At 45.4% G+C, this 16,404-nt stretch carries 14 protein-coding genes; 2 read left to right on the top strand and 12 right to left on the bottom strand.

Annotation, left to right across the window (positions count from 1 at the left end):
- Positions 1-22: 22 nt before the first annotated feature.
- The 6 genes from ispH to murJ form a co-directional block, all read right to left on the bottom strand.
- Positions 23-988, bottom strand: a complete 966-nt coding sequence (gene ispH, locus VJL_RS05340) for a 4-hydroxy-3-methylbut-2-enyl diphosphate reductase (protein ID WP_005440578.1) — start codon at positions 986-988, stop codon at positions 23-25.
- A 24-nt stretch (positions 989-1,012) separates the two neighbouring features.
- Positions 1,013-1,444: an FKBP-type peptidyl-prolyl cis-trans isomerase gene (fkpB, locus tag VJL_RS05335; protein ID WP_038876251.1), complete on the bottom strand. Its 432-nt coding sequence runs from the start codon at positions 1,442-1,444 to the stop codon at positions 1,013-1,015.
- A gap of 160 nt (positions 1,445-1,604) precedes the next feature.
- Entirely contained in the window at positions 1,605-2,111 is a 507-nt protein-coding gene (lspA, locus tag VJL_RS05330; protein WP_005440576.1) for a signal peptidase II, read from the bottom strand.
- 73 nt (positions 2,112-2,184) lie between these two features.
- Positions 2,185-5,013: an isoleucine--tRNA ligase gene (gene ileS, locus VJL_RS05325; protein WP_038876249.1), complete on the bottom strand. Its 2,829-nt coding sequence runs from the start codon at positions 5,011-5,013 to the stop codon at positions 2,185-2,187.
- Between the two features lie 64 nt (positions 5,014-5,077).
- Positions 5,078-6,013: a bifunctional riboflavin kinase/FAD synthetase gene (gene ribF / locus VJL_RS05320; protein ID WP_038876247.1), complete on the bottom strand. Its 936-nt coding sequence runs from the start codon at positions 6,011-6,013 to the stop codon at positions 5,078-5,080.
- A 70-nt stretch (positions 6,014-6,083) separates the two neighbouring features.
- The gene (gene murJ / locus VJL_RS05315; RefSeq protein ID WP_038876245.1) at positions 6,084-7,646 is read right to left on the bottom strand and encodes a murein biosynthesis integral membrane protein MurJ; all 1,563 of its coding nucleotides are present in this window, start codon (positions 7,644-7,646) and stop codon (positions 6,084-6,086) included.
- Positions 7,647-7,940: 294 nt separating this feature from the next.
- Here murJ and rpsT point away from each other — a divergent pair, with 294 nt between their 5' ends.
- The gene (gene rpsT, locus VJL_RS05310) at positions 7,941-8,201 is read left to right on the top strand and encodes a 30S ribosomal protein S20 (protein WP_005440571.1); all 261 of its coding nucleotides are present in this window, start codon (positions 7,941-7,943) and stop codon (positions 8,199-8,201) included.
- 133 nt (positions 8,202-8,334) lie between these two features.
- Here the strand turns inward: rpsT and VJL_RS05305 are convergent, their stop codons facing one another.
- Positions 8,335-8,637 carry an ArsR/SmtB family transcription factor gene (locus tag VJL_RS05305; protein WP_038866389.1) on the bottom strand — a complete coding sequence of 101 codons (303 nt, stop codon included), beginning with the start codon at positions 8,635-8,637 and terminating at the stop codon, positions 8,335-8,337.
- Positions 8,638-8,763: 126 nt separating this feature from the next.
- Positions 8,764-9,654, bottom strand: a complete 891-nt coding sequence (gene nhaR, locus VJL_RS05300; RefSeq protein WP_038866387.1) for a transcriptional activator NhaR — start codon at positions 9,652-9,654, stop codon at positions 8,764-8,766.
- Positions 9,655-10,040: 386 nt separating this feature from the next.
- Between nhaR and VJL_RS05295 the strand changes: the two genes are divergently transcribed.
- Positions 10,041-11,186 carry a Na/Pi symporter gene (locus VJL_RS05295; protein WP_027726695.1) on the top strand — a complete coding sequence of 382 codons (1,146 nt, stop codon included), beginning with the start codon at positions 10,041-10,043 and terminating at the stop codon, positions 11,184-11,186.
- 446 nt (positions 11,187-11,632) lie between these two features.
- Here VJL_RS05295 and VJL_RS05290 read toward each other — a convergent pair whose 3' ends face one another.
- The 4 genes from VJL_RS05290 to ptsP are packed head-to-tail and all read right to left on the bottom strand — an operon-like array spanning position 11,633 to position 16,399.
- Complete coding sequence (locus VJL_RS05290; RefSeq protein ID WP_005434888.1) at positions 11,633-12,484, bottom strand: thymidylate synthase; 852 nt, start codon at positions 12,482-12,484, stop codon at positions 11,633-11,635.
- Positions 12,485-12,493: 9 nt separating this feature from the next.
- Positions 12,494-13,315 carry a prolipoprotein diacylglyceryl transferase gene (gene lgt / locus VJL_RS05285; protein ID WP_038866385.1) on the bottom strand — a complete coding sequence of 274 codons (822 nt, stop codon included), beginning with the start codon at positions 13,313-13,315 and terminating at the stop codon, positions 12,494-12,496.
- A 39-nt stretch (positions 13,316-13,354) separates the two neighbouring features.
- On the bottom strand, positions 13,355-14,146 hold the full coding sequence (locus tag VJL_RS05280; RefSeq protein WP_038876243.1) for a sulfite exporter TauE/SafE family protein: 792 nt from the start codon (positions 14,144-14,146) through the stop codon (positions 13,355-13,357).
- Between the two features lie 6 nt (positions 14,147-14,152).
- The gene (gene ptsP / locus VJL_RS05275; RefSeq protein WP_038876242.1) at positions 14,153-16,399 is read right to left on the bottom strand and encodes a phosphoenolpyruvate--protein phosphotransferase; all 2,247 of its coding nucleotides are present in this window, start codon (positions 16,397-16,399) and stop codon (positions 14,153-14,155) included.
- Between the last annotated feature and the right edge of the window lie 5 nt (positions 16,400-16,404).

The following is a 16,404-nucleotide window of genomic DNA, read 5'->3' as shown; positions in this document are numbered from 1 at the left end:
CCTTTTTGATGTTTGACTCGTCTTAATCGACTTGCTTAATTTGTAGCTCTTTTGGCACTTCGAAGAACATGTTCTCTTCACGACCAAGCACTTCGTCTACCGCTTCTGCACCAACCAGCTCTTTGATGCGATCTAGGATTTGGTTTACCAGCTCTTCTGGTGCAGAGGCGCCAGCAGTCACACCAACTTTCACTTTGCCTTCAAACCATTCAGGCATGATGTCTTCTGGGCAGTCTGTTAGGTATCCTGGCGTACCTAGCTTTTCAGCCAGTTCTTTTAAGCGCGTTGAGTTTGATGAATTCTTGGAACCTACAACAACCATCACATCTACATCAGCAGAAAGCTCACGCACGGCATCTTGACGGTTTTGCGTCGCGTAGCAGATGTCATCTTTACGAGGACCTTGGATGTCTGGGAACACGCGGCGTAGCTCTTCAATTACGTCAGCAGTTTCATCAACAGACAGTGTCGTTTGGCTCACGTAGTGCAGATCCGATGGATCTTTCACGATCGCTTTTAGCTTTTCAACATCGGCTGGCGTTTCCACAAGGTACATACCGCCTGTATCACTTGAATACTGACCCATCGTGCCTTCCACTTCTGGGTGACCAGCGTGACCGATCAGTACCACTTCCATATTGCGACGGCTTGCACGTGCCACTTCCATATGTACTTTGGTTACCAACGGACAGGTCGCATCGAATACCGTTAGGTCACGAGACTTCGCTTCTTGACGAACAGCTTGAGATACACCATGAGCGGAGAAAATCACAATGTTGTTGTCTGGTACTTCGTGCAGTTCTTCAACGAAGATAGCACCACGCTGTTTTAGACCTTCAACCACAAAACGGTTATGCACCACTTCATGTCGAACATAGATAGGCGGCTGATACATCTCTAGCGCACGCTCTACGATGCTAATCGCGCGGTCAACACCAGCACAGAAACCACGTGGGTTAGCTAACAGGATTTTCATTTCATTGCTCATGGAAGTTATCTTTTATTTGGTTCGCTATTCTACTGACAAAATTTCGACTTCGAAAGTCACGTCTTGTCCCGCGAGTGGATGGTTGAAGTCCACAGTTACTGAGTCGCCAGCAATCTCAGTAATGATGCCCGGGATTTCCATTCCATCAGGACCGCTAAATGCCATGATTGTGCCGACTTCAACTTCCGCTTCGCCAACAAATTTAGTGCGGTCCATATAGTGGATATGGTCTGGATTCGGCATGCCAAAAGCGTCAGCCGCTTTTAGTTCAATGGCTTTTTGCTCGCCTACTTGTAAGCCTAGTAGGCATTGCTCGAAGTTCTCACTCAAGCTACCGTCGCCCATAACGAACTTAGCAGGCTTGCCCATATTATGTGTGCTGTCCGCTACAGAGCCATCTTGCATTTTGATGGTGAAGTGCAGCGTTACTGCTGAATCTTGATTTATTGTTGTCACGTTACTGCTTCCTTGTTCTTGGGTTTCCTGCGCTCTATCTGATCACGTGCTGTGATTGCTTTTTATTGTACGAAGATACGCGGATTGGGCTCCAACATAATAAAAAGCGTCGTCCGAATCAACGGACGACGCTTAGGGTTATTCGATATATCGCAAAAGATTACTTGTCAGCGTCCTTTTTGCGAAAGCCATCAAGAATGATCATTGCCGCACCAATACAGATGGTGGTATCTGCAAGGTTGAATGCTGGCCAGTGGTAGTTACCCCAGAAGAAGTCTAGGTAATCAACAACAAAGCCATGAACAACACGGTCAAACACGTTGCCCACTGCACCACCAATAATCAGTGCGTAAGCGATGTTGTTCCATTTTTCCTTTGCTGGAAGCTTGCTCATCCAGTAGGTCAAAAGACCTGTCACAACAAACGCAATACCTGTGAACAACCAGCGCTGCCAACCCGCTTGATCGCTCAAGAAGCTGAATGCTGCACCGTAGTTATGAACATAAAGTAGGTTGAAGAATGGCAGCACCTCAATTCGGTTTGCCCATCCGTAGCCCATGTTGTCCATCACCACCAATTTGATGCCAATATCTGCAATAAATACCAGAATTGCTAACCACAGCCAGCGAACTCCAGATTGCTTTAACGTCAGTGCTTTTTCACTCATTACTTTACCTACAAACAGCCCCAGTAAATACTGGGGCTGTTAATTTTAAAAAAAGTTCAGTCGTTCTAGGCAATTACGCGAATTTACGTACTTCACCTTCGCCGTCTACGTTCGACACACAACGACCACAGATCTTCTCGTGACCTTCGATTGTGCCTACGTCTGGCGTGTGGTGCCAACAACGGTCACACTTCTCGCCTTCAGCTGCTGCTACTTCAACAAACAAGCCTTCGATATCTGTCGTTTGTGCTGCATCAGTCTTCTCACTTAGTGGCTTAACTTTCGCAGCAGATGTTAGTAGAACAAAGCGCAGTTCATCTTCAAGTTTGTTGATCTTCGCCGCTAGTGCGTCATCAGCAAATAGAGTCACTTCAGCTTGTAGTGCACCACCAATGGTTTTCTCTTTACGCGCATCTTCTAGAAGTTTGTTTACTGCACCACGAACCGCTTGGAGCTCAGTCCAGAATTCGTTGTTCAGCTCTTCACCTTCAGCAAGACCGAATAGACCATCGAACCACTCACCAGTGAATACGAACTTGTCGCGTTGACCTGGCATTTCGTTCCAGATTTCATCTGCAGTGAACGACATGATTGGCGCCATCCAACGAACTAGCGCTTCTACGATGTAGTAAAGTGCAGTCTGACAGCTACGTTGAGCGTTGCCGCCACGTTTTGCTGTGTACTGACGGTCTTTAATAACGTCTAGGTAGAAAGAGCCCATTTCGATTGAACAGAATTGCATTAGACGCTGAGTCACACCGTGTGTGTTGTACTCTTCGTATGCTTTAACAATCTCTTCTTGTGCAGCTAGTGCACGACCAACCGCCCAGCGATCTAGCGCAACCATTTCTTCAACAGGAACGATGTCTGTTTCAGGATTGAAGCCGCTTAGGTTAGCAAGGAAGAAACGCGCTGTGTTACGGATACGACGGTAAGCATCTGCGCTGCGTTTTAGGATTTCATCAGAAACCGCAACTTCACCCGTATAGTCTGTTGAAGCAACCCATAGACGAAGAATGTCAGCACCTAGCTTGTTAGTTACGTCTTTTGGTGCAACTACGTTACCGATAGATTTCGACATCTTACGACCGTGACCGTCAACCACGAAACCGTGTGTCAGTACTTGTTTGTAAGGCGCTTCGTCTTTCATCGCGATAGATGAAATTAGAGAAGACTGGAACCAACCACGGTGTTGGTCAGAACCTTCTAGGTATAGGTCTGCACTGTTGCCGTTGTACTCTTCACGAGCATCAACCACAGAGAAGTGAGTCACACCTGAATCGAACCATACGTCTAGCGTATCTAGTACTTTTTCGTATTGGTCAGCGTCAGCACCTAGTAGTTCAGCTGCATCTACATCCCACCATGCTTGGATGCCTTTCTCTTCAACCAGCTTAGCGACTTTCTCGATCAGCTCTAGCGTGTTTGGATGAAGTTCTGCTGTTTCTTTGTGAACAAACAGAGCAATTGGCACACCCCAAGTACGTTGACGAGAGATACACCACTCAGGGCGACCTTCGATCATACCTTCGATACGGCTTTGACCCCACTCAGGCATCCACTCTACGTTCTTGATTGACTCTAGTGCTTTAGCACGTAGGCCAGCTTGGTCCATAGAAACGAACCATTGAGGCGTAGCACGGAAGATGATTGGAGTCTTATGACGCCAACAGTGTGGGTAGCTGTGCTCGTAAGCGTGGTGGTGTAGTAGTACACCTTTTTCTTTCAGTACTTCTACTACTGCATCGTTCGCTTTAAATACGTGCTGACCAGCAAATAGCTCTGTATCTGGTAGGTAAACGCCGTTTGAGCCAACTGGGTTTGCTACTTCTAGGTTGTACTTGTTACCAACCGCGAAGTCTTCTTGACCGTGACCAGGTGCAGTGTGAACAACACCAGTACCTGAATCAGTCGTAACGTGATCACCAAGGATCGCCGGTACAGTGAAATCGTAGAATGGGTGTTGGAATTGAGAAAGCTCAAGATCCGCACCTTTAGCAAAGCCAAGGTTGTGGAAGTGCTCGATACCCGCACGATCCATTACGTCTTTCGCCAGCTCAGCAGCAACGATGATACGCTCAGCGTTGTCGCCTTCTGTTTGGATAAGCACGTACTCTAGATCATCACGTAGACATACTGCGCGGTTTGCTGGCAGTGTCCAAGGTGTTGTTGTCCAGATAACGATAGATACGTCACCGTGACCTTCATGACCTTCTGTCAGTTCAAACTTAGACAATAGTGCCGCTTCGTCAGCCGCTTTAAAACGAACGTCGATAGATGGCGATACTTTATCTTTGTACTCAACTTCAGCTTCAGCCAGTGCTGAACCACAGTCTGTACACCAGTGAACTGGTTTAAAACCTTTCAGTAGGTGACCTTTGCTTGCGATCTTACCAAGAGCACGGATGATGTTCGCTTCAGTTGCGAAATCCATAGTGCGGTATGGCTTGTCCCACTCACCCATGATGCCAAGACGCTTGAAGCTCTCTTTTTGACCTTCAACCTGACCTGCAGCGTACTCACGACATTTCTCGCGGAACTCAGCTGCTGTCACTTTTTGACCTGGTTTGCCGACTTTCTTCTCTACCATCAATTCAATTGGTAGACCGTGGCAGTCCCAGCCTGGGATGTAAGGTGCGTCAAAACCTGAAAGTGTTTTGGATTTAATAATAATGTCTTTAAGAATCTTGTTTAGTGCGTGACCAATGTGAATGTCACCGTTCGCGTAAGGAGGGCCATCGTGCAATACGAATGACTTTTTGCCTTTCTTCGCTTTACGGATTTCACCGTAAAGATCTTCTTTGTACCAACGCTTAAGCATTTCTGGCTCACGATTGGCCAGGTTGCCGCGCATTGGAAACCCTGTTTCAGGTAAGTTCAGGGTATCTTTATACTCACTCATCGATTCTTAATTCCGTTATATTGGGCGAAAATTAGACATTATGTTGAACGGTGGAATAAACCGCTCAACGCTTAAGCTGACGCAGCCACACCCTTGCTGCTTCAGCATCCAATACGATTTGTTGTTTAAGTGCTTCAAACGACTCAAACTTTTGCTCATTTCTAAGTTTATGCAAAAGTTTCACTTCTAGCTGTTTACCATATAAATCAGCATGAAAGTCGAATAAGTGTACTTCTAACTGTTGGCGAACACCATTAACCGTCGGTCGTTGACCAATGTTAGCGACACCACCAATCGGCTTATCTCCTAAGCCAAGCGCTTGAACAACATAGACTCCGGAAACCGGAGAAACACAGCGCTTCAAAGGAATATTTGCCGTAGGGAACCCGATGGTTCTACCTAGTTTTCTTCCATGTGAAACACGACCGCTGATGCTGTAATCTCTTCCCAGCATCTCATGTGCGGACTGCAAATCATCACGAGCCAATGCATCTCGAATTGCTGTACTGCTGACTCGTAACTGCTGTAAACAAAAGCTTTGAGTACTTACGACTTTAAAGCCGTACTTTTCCCCCGCTTCTTGTAGCATTGCAAAGTTACCTGTTCGACCTTTGCCAAAACAGAAATCATCACCAATGACAAGAAACTTAACACCCAATCGAGTAACCAACAAGTCACGGATAAACTCTTCCGCCGTTAGGTCGGAAAAATGACGATTGAAGTTAACGCAAAGTAAGCGGTCAATATCCAGCTTACTCAGCTGGACAAATTTGTCTCGCAGTCGCGTTAACCTTGCTGGTGCCTTATCTCGAGCGAACAGCTCCATAGGCTGAGGTTCAAAGGTCATCACAACCGAAGGTAACAAAAGTTTCTTCGCTTGTTCAGACACTTGTTGCAATACTTGTTGATGGCCTCTATGTACGCCATCGAAATTGCCAATAGTCAGCACGCAGCCTTGATGGCGCGACTTGATATTGTGAATGCCTCTAATCAGTTCCATTGGATACTGCTTTATGCCTCTGTTTTTACTTTGCACTGTGTGAAACTGACGGATTATATACCAATCAACCTTATTCTGTCCCAGCTTTTAGGTCTTTTAAACGAACACCGAGTAAAAACACCACAGCAAGGTAAACCGCGGCACCTAAACCAATCAACATCGCTAGCACACCACTACGGTGAGCAAAGCTCCAATCCAACCACACCGACATGTCTTCGAGCTGCCATAGAATTGCCGCAACCATTGCGCCACCAGCCACCATCAAGCGAACAATAAAAAAGACCGTTCGCTTGGTGACTTGGTACACCCCAGCAATATGTAAACCACGATACAACAATGCCATGTTTACAAACGCAGAGAGTGCAGTGGCAATCGCAAGGCCAACATAACCGTAGAAATAAGCAAAAATTGCATTGAAGACCATATTGGTCACCATCGCAATAATGCCGTATTTTACAGGCGTTTTGGTGTCTTGACGCGAGTAGTAGCCCGGAGCGAGCACTTTAATTAACATAAAGTGAAGCAAGCCCGAGGCGTATGCTAATAAAGAGAGAGAAGCCTGATGTACATCTTGCGGGGAAAACTCTCCTCGCATAAACAACACCATCAACATAGGCTTTGCTAATGCCATCAACCCAAGCATGGCAGGAATACCCAGTAAGGTCACCATGCGCACGCCCCAATCCATGGTATGAGCAAAACCTTCACTGTGAGCATCTACGTGTTTACGTGACAATGCAGGGAGAATCACCGTCGCAATCGCGATACCAAACAAACCTAACGGGAATTCAAGTAAGCGATCTGAATAGTACAACCAACTGATCGAACCGGTTTGCAGAAAACTGGCAATAAAAGTATCAAACAATAAGTTGATTTGGCTTACCGACACACCAAATAAGGCAGGAATCATCAAGGTACGGATCTTCACCACACCCGGATCGCGCCAACCCCATTTAGGCTTAACCATTACTCCCGCTTTAATAAGGAAGGGAATCTGGAATAGAAACTGAACAAGGCCACCTAGTAATACGCCAATCGCAAGACCGATTTCTGGTTGCGACATCTGAGGCGAGATAAACCACGCCGCCAAAATGATCATCACATTGAGGAAGACAGGCGTAAAAGAAGAGACGGCAAACTTACCTAAGGTATTAAGGATCGCACCAGAAAGCGCAACAAAAGTAATGAACCATAAATAAGGAAAGGTAATCTTGAGCATGACACTGGCAAGTTCGAACTTCTCAGCGGCCGGGCCGCCATGCATCCAGTCTAGGAACCAACCAAAACCAAACAGCGCCGTCACTACACCAGAGCCTAAAACCCCTAGAATGGTAACAATAGAGACAATCACGCCCAGCGTACCAGCCGCACGAGCAATCAACTCACGAGTTTTATCCATATCCCCTTGAGCGTGACTTTCGGTTAGTACTGGCACAAAGGCCTGAGAAAATGCGCCTTCTGCGAACAAACGGCGTAAGAAATTAGGAATTTTATTGGCAAAGAAGAAGACGTCGGCACTCGCGCCTGCCCCCATCAAGTTTGCTACTACCACATCACGAACTAAACCTAGGACGCGCGAAATTAATGTCATGGCACTGACGATCATGCCAGACTTGAGCAGTCGTTTACTCACTGTAACCTCGGAATATCACCAAAAGATAGCCAACCCTATTCCTCTAAGCCTTTGAAAGCTACAAATGGGCGTTAAAAATATATCCGTTTATTGTCAGATCTAGGCGGATAATTATTAGCAATGGTCTAAAAATGCTGTTAGAATCCCCGCCATCTTAACCGCGATAACCTTTCTTACCAAAATTTGTTTTGGCTTCGATTGGTTTTTGCACAAATCATTTGACATTTAGGCGCAAATGAGGGATAGTCCTCGCCCTTAAATTGTCACAGAAATAAGTTTTTGGGAGTTAGACCCTTGGCAAATAGTAAATCTGCTAAGAAGCGCGCTATCCAAGCTGAGAAACGTCGTCAGCACAATGCTAGCCGTCGCTCAATGATGCGTACTTACATGAAGAAAACTGTTGCTGCTATCGAAGCAGGCGACAAAGAAGCTGCAACTGCTGCATTCGCTGCAGTTACACCTATCCTAGACCGTATGGCGACTAAAGGCCTTGTTCATAAGAACAAAGCAGCACGTCATAAGTCTCGTTTCGCTGCACAAATCAAAGCTCTTTAATAGAAACTTGATTTTACAGTGAAGAAAAAACCGGCTACTGCCGGTTTTTTTATATCTAAATTCCGTGTAACTCATCGAATTTTAGACAATAAAAAAGCTGGCGATGCCAGCTTTTCTTATATGTGACCTGTCATCACATGGCCTCTGCACAGTAAAGGCCATGAAGCGTTTGGATTAATTCCTTCACTTCATCACTCTTTAACGTGTAGTATACCGTTTGTGCTTCTTTTCTCGTAGCCACCAGTTCGTCGCGACGAAGCCAAGCTAAATGTTGAGACAGTGCCGATTGGCTCAACTCTAGTTTTGCGCAAAGTTCCCCGACCGATAGTTCTTGATTATGCAGCATGCAAAGGATTTGTAGGCGTCTCTCGTTTGCCATTGCTTTAAGCAACACGACAGCTTTGGCGGAGTTTTTCTCCATTTCTTGTAGATTCATGTGCTGGACCTCTAGCTACAACTTACTTTCCCCAACCCTGGCCAGTTTGTTGTGTTACAAAGATTTTATAATTTAGAGTTATAGTTTTGTCGATAGTAATCTATTTATTTGCGCAACGAAACGTGTTCATTCAAACATTTGGCTAAAATCTGCATCACAAACGTTCTTAACTGCTGGATGTTGTATCATTCGTTCAGCAAAAATAACGTAATACTCTTCTTTAAGGTCGTCTACGTGACCGATCAGTTGTAAATTGCGGTCATCTTCAATCTCCGACATATAAACGGTCGGAGCTAAAAAAATCACATCATCACGATAACGAGCAAATGCCTTCATTAAGGCAACATCATCAAACTCGCCCAGCACATCTGGCTGTAATCCTTGTCTATCAAACCACTGCAATACTTTACGCCCCATTGCCGTTCTACTGGCCGGGATAAGTAATTTTTTATTCTCTAAAACTTCAGGAAATTTCACATCTGGTATTTCAGACGAAGCAAAAAAGCTCATGCTACTCTCACCTAACTTCTTGCTGTAAAGGCCCGGACTTTGTGTTGAGTCCACCGGACAATCAGAAAGGATCATATCAAGTTTATGCTGGGATAAACGCTCCAAAAGCAGTTCGTGAGTCGATTCGTAGCAACGTAAGTGAATGCTGTTATCTTCAGGAACCGTCGTCATTAATACTTTGCTGACGAGTCGCTTAGATAGTGCATCGGCAACGCCAACTTCGAAAAGAATATTAGAGTGCTGGCTGTAGTTAACGATATCGAGCATTTCGTAGCTCAAACCAAACATACGGTCGGCGTACTTAAATACCAACTGTCCTAGTTCTGTTGGTTCTACCGTGCGCCCATTACGCTTGGTCAACTTCCCCTTCATGCGGTCTTCAAGTGCTTTGATCTGCCCAGTTACAGTTTGTGGTGTTAGAAATAAAGCATCAGCAGCTTTAGTTACAGAACCTTGTTTGCACACCATCCAGAAGTAATAAAGGTGGTTGTAATTTAGATGTGACATCATCAATCCCTATAAAGAAGATGACACTTTTTATATCAAATGTGACAAGGACAGACAAGAAGTTCGGCAAAACCTACAATAAATAAGAAAAAGATAAGTTTTACCGAAAATAATGAATTCACACTGTCATAAAACTTGAAGTAAAACGCACTTTTTTAATCTCATCAAGATAAGTGGCAGCGAACCAATAACACAGAAAATTACATAAATTTCAATCAATTATAATGCTGTGAATTTTTCTTCACAGGCAACTATTAAAAAGAATAATAAAAATTCTCCATAGAAACCGAACTGTAATATTACTGAAATATTTAATCTCTAACATCGCCCTCAGTTTCAACAACAGACCAAATAAACGAACTGAAAGGTCCACGGAGAAAATTATGATGAACCAAGCTACTTCAACAGCAGCACCAATCTCGAGCACGACTCGCTGGTTACGCTGGGCTAACTTGGCATTCATGTTATATCTGCTTCTTCTAGCAGTATCTATGGTTGGTAGCGGCTTCAAATGGGCGACTGGCGATCAAGCTAAAGTACTCTTTGAATTTGCGTCTCACCCAGTCGCAGGTCTAATGATCGGTTTGGTGGCTACGGCCCTAATCCAATCTTCAAGTACCGTAACTTCTATTATTGTAGGTTTGGTTGCAGGTGGTTTACCTGTAGAAACCGCTATTCCTATGGTAATGGGTGCTAACATCGGTACTACCGTAACGAATACTCTTGTTTCACTTGGCCACGTACGTTGTAAAGAAGAATTTAAACGTGCATTCGCAAGTGCAACAATCCACGATTTCTTTAACTTACTTGCAGTACTGATCTTCCTACCATTGGAAATGATGTTCGGCATTCTAGAAAAGATTTCACACTGGTTAGTATCGCCTCTACTAAAAACTGGCGATATGAGCATGGGTGGTTTTGACTTCATCAAACCAATCACTAAACCTGTAGTAAGCGCGATTAAAGAGCCTCTATCTACATTTGGTGACACCATGGGTGGTGTAGCACTAATCGCTCTAGGTATCGGTACTATCTTCGTCGCTATCACTGTTATGGGTAAGCTAATGAAGAGCCTGATGGTTGGTCGTGCTCGTGACATCCTTAAGAACGCAATCGGTCGTGGTCCTATCCACGGTATCGTATCGGGCTCTGTAGTAACGGTTCTTGTTCAGTCTTCTTCTACGACAACAAGTCTAATGGTTCCACTAGTAGGCTCAGGTGTTCTAAAAGTACGTGATATCTACCCGTTCACTCTAGGTGCTAATATCGGTACATGTATCACGGCTCTACTAGCAGCAACAGCAGTATCTGGTGAGTTCGCGGTATTCGCACTACAGATTGCATTAGTACACCTAACGTTCAACATTCTGGCGACACTGTTCATCTTCGGTATCCCGTTCCTACGTGAGATTCCAGTAAAATGTGCAGAAGTGATTTCAGAAATGGCTATTAAGAACAAAGCGGTTGTAGCAGGTTACCTACTAGCAGTATTCATCGTGCTACCAGGCTCTATCCTTGCTCTGACAGCATAATAATAAGATTACCATCGCTTATGTTAGGCTCCACTTCGGTGGGGCCTTTTTTCGTTTTAGAGAAGTAAAAATGGGCTCGCCCTAGGAACGCTAAGCTTCGAGAGGGATAAGGCTCGATGATATCCACCTAAGACATCAAGTCCTGCCAAAATTCTTTAAGTTCAACTTCCTTTCACTAAGCTTCTGGTCCCCCACTCTCGATACCTACAGCGGAGCGCTCTCATTTCTTGATCACGCAGTAAACTATGGTAAAAGAGATTCCCGACGACCGTTTGATTTCAGAGTGAGTGAACATCATCTTCAAGAGCGAGGCTCGAGTGAGTTGGAGGATCTTTTATCCCCTCTCACATTTCGAAGCGTAGCGTTCTGTAGGGCGAAGCCTGTCCGCCACCCTTCGGATATAAAAAAGCCGCCCATAAAGGCGGCTTAGAAACTCAATATACTCGTTAAACTGAGAACGGGTACTGAATTGGATCGTGGTGCTCGTAACCTTCTACCCAGAAGTCATCAAGAGTTACCCATGTTTCCAAATCTTCTAGAGATTTGATTTCTGGATTGATGTGGAAGGTTGCAGCTTTCAGAGGTTCACGCTTCAACTGGATGTCACGCATTGGCGCAAGCTGATCTTCGTAGATGTGTGCATTAACAATCTTATGATAAGCCTGACCAGGTTTCTTACCTGTAATTTGCGCCATGATTGCCAAGAACACATATACTTGAACCATATTGAAGTTCAGCCCAAGCGGAACGTCACAAGAGCGCTGCGTGCTGTTTAGGTACAGTGTGTCACCTAACAGTGAGAAGTGGTGGCTGTACATACATGGGCGCAAACACCCCATATGGAACTCACCAGGGTTGTAGAAGTTTAGGATTTCACCACGGTCATCAACACCGCGCGTTAAATCATCCACAATCTTACGCAGCTGGTCGATATGACCGCCATCTGGCTTCGCCCATGAACGACCTTGAACGCCGTATACACGTCCCATGTCATCTTCACCCTTGCGGAATGGGTTGTTCAGCCATGCTTCATTTAGGTTTGCGTTCGCATCCCATGTTTTCGTACCTAACTTACGGAAGTCTTCAGCGTTGTCGTAGCCACGGATATAACCAAGTAGCTCAGCAACTGCCGCTTTCCAAAAGCTCTTACGTGTCGTTACTAATGGGAATTGGTTGTTGGCAACATCGTAGGTCAAGTCTGCGTTGATCACCGTTAGGCAGCGTTTGCCTGTGCGTTCGTTTTCAACCCAAGTGCCTTGGTCAACGATACGCTGACACAAATCTAAATACTGTTTCACACCAATTCCTTACTTCGTTTCTGCTTGGACTTTGTCTTGGTAAAGACCACGTTTGTACGCCCAAACCATCATAAGCACACCTAGAATGATCATTGGTGAAGATAGGATTTGCCCCATCGAAATATAGCCACCAAATAAACCAAGCTGTGCATCCGGCTCACGGACAAACTCAACTAGGAAACGGAATGTACCATATCCAGCTAAAAATAGCCCTGATACCGCACCCAAAGGACGAGGCTTTTTAATAAACCAGTTCAAGATTAAGAACAGTACGATACCCTCTAGGAACATCTCATAAAGCTGAGATGGATGACGTGGGAGCGGTCCACCATTCGGGAAGATAATCGCCCATGGTACGTCTGTCACGCGGCCCCAAAGCTCACTGTTCATAAAGTTACCCATACGGCCCATACCAAGACCAAATGGTACAAGCGGAGCCACAAAGTCTGCCACGCCAAAGAAAGTTCGACCATTCTTGTGCGCGTACCAGAACATGGCAGTAATCACGCCCATTAAACCACCGTGGAACGACATGCCGCCGGTCCAAACTTTAAATAGGTACAGAGGGTCCGCTAAGAATAAATCGAAGTTGTAGAAAATCACGTAGCCAACACGACCACCAATCACTACCCCAAGGAAACCCGCAAACAACAAGTCAGAAACTTGCTCACGTGTCCAACCACTACCCGGCTTATCTGCGCGGCGGTTTGCCAGCCAAAGTGCGAACATGAAGCCGACAAGGTACATCAAACCGTACCAACGAACAGAAACAGGACCAATAGAGACTAAAACCGGATCAATATTGGGAAATTCAAAGTATCCCTGAGACATAACTCATTCTCTTCTTATTACTAATAAAACAGGTGGACTTTACAGCAGCATGGTCGCTGCAACAAACATCAAGAATACGGCAAATATTTTCTTCAATACCGCAGTTGGAAGGGTAGAAGCCAGTTTTGCGCCAACTTTAGTCGTGAGCATCGACGTCATGGCGATTGCTAACAAAGCTGGAAGGTACACATAACCTACACTGTAGTCAGGTAATCCTTCTACTTTGTAGCCATGTAAGATGAATCCAATCATGCCTGAGATGGCGATCACGCAGCCGCACACCGAAGAGGAGCCAACCGCTTTACGCATTTCAATACCATGTTTGTTCAAGAAAGGGACCGACAGTGAACCACCGCCAATACCTGCAAGACTTGATACCACACCAATTCCCGTTCCGTAAATCATAGTGACCGGACTACTCGGCATGGGCTTCTCGCTTTTCGTTTTAATTGAACGAAACATCTGTACCGCTAGACACAACACAATCACACCAAAGACTTTCGGTAAATAGTGTGTAGGGATCCATTCGGCGATATTGGCACCAACAAAACCACCGATAACCACACCAGGCATCAGCCATTTCACGACGAACATATCGACGTTACCCAGTTTAAGGTGATTCATCGCCGACGAACCGGAGGTCACGATGATACTCGCCAAGGAAGTAGCAAGTGCCATGTGCATACTCATTTCAGGAGAAATGCCAGCTAAAGGAAGAAGATACAGTAATGCCGGTACAACTATCAGCCCGCCTCCGATGCCTAAGAGTCCTGCCATCACGCCAACGAAAGCGCCTAGCGCGAGCAATAATATAAATAAAGAGATGGTCACAATTACCTACTTCTTACCTGCACGAATAAAGCCGGCAAAACCTTGTTGAATAAAGAAATCATGCATCATTTGATGGATTTCTTGCCCATAAGAGCATGACATGGCTTTTTCGACGAGTTTTTCTAATTCTTTTTGCTGGCTATGGCGAATCAAATACTTCACCTTAGCCACGTTAGAGGTGTTCATACTCAAACTGTCGTAACCTAAGCCCAACAGTAAAAGGGCACCAAATGGGTCGCCTGCGAGCTCACCACAGATACAGACCGGAACCTGATATTGATGGCAAACATCATGAATTTGCTTCAACGCCAGCAGTACTGCCGGATGCATGGATTCATAGACATCCGCAACACGAGAATTGTTCCGATCGACCGCCAACAAATATTGAGTTAAATCGTTAGTACCAACAGAAACGAAGTCAACACGATGGGCTATCGCAGGCAATAAGTACACCATTGATGGCACTTCAATCATTACCCCAACCTTCGGCGCTTGAATGCGGTCATCCAATAACACGACTTCGCTGTAAGCTTGGTTAATCAGCGTAATAGCATCATCCAGCTCTTTAATACCAGAAACCATCGGTAGTAAGATGCTTAGATTACCACTTTCCGCACTCGCCCTAAGCATCGCACGCAACTGGATCAAAAAGATATCAGGGTGATCCAACGTAAAACGAATACCTCGCCAACCCAAAAACGGATTATCTTCTTCAATCGGAAGATACGGTAACGGTTTATCACCACCGATATCCAGCGTACGCATTACGACTCGTTGATTTGGATAGCTATTGAGGATTGCTTGATACTGATGATACTGCTCATCTTCCGATGGAAAGTGATGCTTAAGTAAAAAAGCGATTTCAGTACGGTACAAACCCACGCCATCCACACCAGAGTTGATGGCGATATTGCTATCCGCACTCAAGCCCGCGTTGAGCATGACTTCAATCGGATGGTCATCTTGTGTGATCGCAGGCAGTGCAAGATCTTTGTTCACCATCGCGAACAATTCAGATTCTTCACTCACTAAGCTGCGATATTCACGCAGCAATTGACGGTTCGGTTCTAAATAGATCTCGCCAGTGTAGCCATCGACAATGCCCTTCTTGCCGTTTACCGCGCGAGTATTAATGTTTGCGCCCATAATGGCAGGTACACCCAGCGCACGAGATAGAATCGCAGCATGGGAGTTCGCCGCACCTTCCAGCGAAACAACGGCAAGTAAGTGCTGTTTTGGTATTGAAGCAAGTAGCGTCGCCGTGAGTTCATTGGCAACTAAAACCACTGGGCGATCAATCGAGGCATGCTCTTGCTCACTATTATGTAAAAAGTAAAGCAAGCGTTGCCCAAGCTCGCGAATGTCTTGAGCACGTTCACGTAGATAAACGTCTGACATACGCGCGAAGCGGTTTGAGTAGGTTTCGACGACTTGTCGCAATGCCCAATCCGCTCGGTCGCCTTTTTCGATCTGCTTCTTAAGATCACCACGCAACATTGGATCGTTGAGTAAGTGGGTAAAGAGGTCAAAAATAGCTAACGCGTCTTTATTGATTTCGCTGTCAAACTTCTTACGCATACGGCGAAAATCATTCAACGCTCTTTCCACAGCAACCGCCAAAAGTTCATGTTCCCTTTCTTTATCTAAGGCAGAGGCAGGGAAAACATCACTTAAATTAGGTTGAGTATTATCAAACCAGAACTCACCGATAGCGACACCAGTCGAAGCTGGAAGCCCCTTGATAACAGTCGGCTTGGAAGCGAGTTGCCAGTGACCTAAGTTTTGCGCATGCGCAATCAACACAGCAAGCTGCGCAGATAAGGTCACAAGGAAAGACTCTTCCATTTCACTAAACAAGCGTGGGGTTTTCTGCTGGATAACCAGAACACCGAGCACTTGTTTACGATGAATGATCGGCGTACCTAGAAAGGAGTGGTAAACCTGCTCACCGAGTTGAGGGAAGAATTTAAAATCAGGATGGGTTGAAGCCTCAGCTAAGTTTAGGGGTTCCGCACTGCGTTTGACTAAACCGACCAAGCCTTCGTTGAAGTTGATATGAATACTATCGCCTTCAAAAATAAGGCCTTGAGTTGCCATTAACTCAAGGCGCTGCATTTCATCATTAGCTAGATAAATAGTACAACACTCAGTGCATAGGGCTGCGCAAGTCTCTTTAACCAATATATCCAGTGCCAGATGCACATCATCGACTCTGGAGACTTTCTCAACTATTTCCCTTAGCTGACTGAGCATGTTGA

Origin of the sequence: Vibrio jasicida CAIM 1864 = LMG 25398 (genome assembly GCF_000400365.1) — a bacterium.
GTDB classification, from domain to species: domain Bacteria; phylum Pseudomonadota; class Gammaproteobacteria; order Enterobacterales; family Vibrionaceae; genus Vibrio; species Vibrio jasicida.
Note: the sequence above shows the minus strand (reverse complement) of the source record. Positions and strands in the feature narration are given on the sequence as shown.

Bases quoted from the DNA above. Each gene is read 5' to 3' on its own strand.
- ispH (WP_005440578.1), bottom strand. From the start codon at position 988: ATGAGCAATGAAATGAAAATCCTGTTAGCTAACCCACGTGGTTTCTGT.
- lspA (WP_005440576.1), bottom strand. From the start codon at position 2,111: ATGAGTGAAAAAGCACTGACGTTAAAGCAATCTGGAGTTCGCTGGCTG.
- ileS (WP_038876249.1), bottom strand. From the start codon at position 5,013: ATGAGTGAGTATAAAGATACCCTGAACTTACCTGAAACAGGGTTTCCA.
- ribF (WP_038876247.1), bottom strand. From the start codon at position 6,013: ATGGAACTGATTAGAGGCATTCACAATATCAAGTCGCGCCATCAAGGC.
- VJL_RS05305 (WP_038866389.1), bottom strand. From the start codon at position 8,637: ATGAATCTACAAGAAATGGAGAAAAACTCCGCCAAAGCTGTCGTGTTG.
- nhaR (WP_038866387.1), bottom strand. From the start codon at position 9,654: ATGTCACATCTAAATTACAACCACCTTTATTACTTCTGGATGGTGTGC.
- VJL_RS05295 (WP_027726695.1), top strand. From the start codon at position 10,041: ATGAACCAAGCTACTTCAACAGCAGCACCAATCTCGAGCACGACTCGC.
- lgt (WP_038866385.1), bottom strand. From the start codon at position 13,315: ATGTCTCAGGGATACTTTGAATTTCCCAATATTGATCCGGTTTTAGTC.
- ptsP (WP_038876242.1), bottom strand. From the start codon at position 16,399: ATGCTCAGTCAGCTAAGGGAAATAGTTGAGAAAGTCTCCAGAGTCGAT.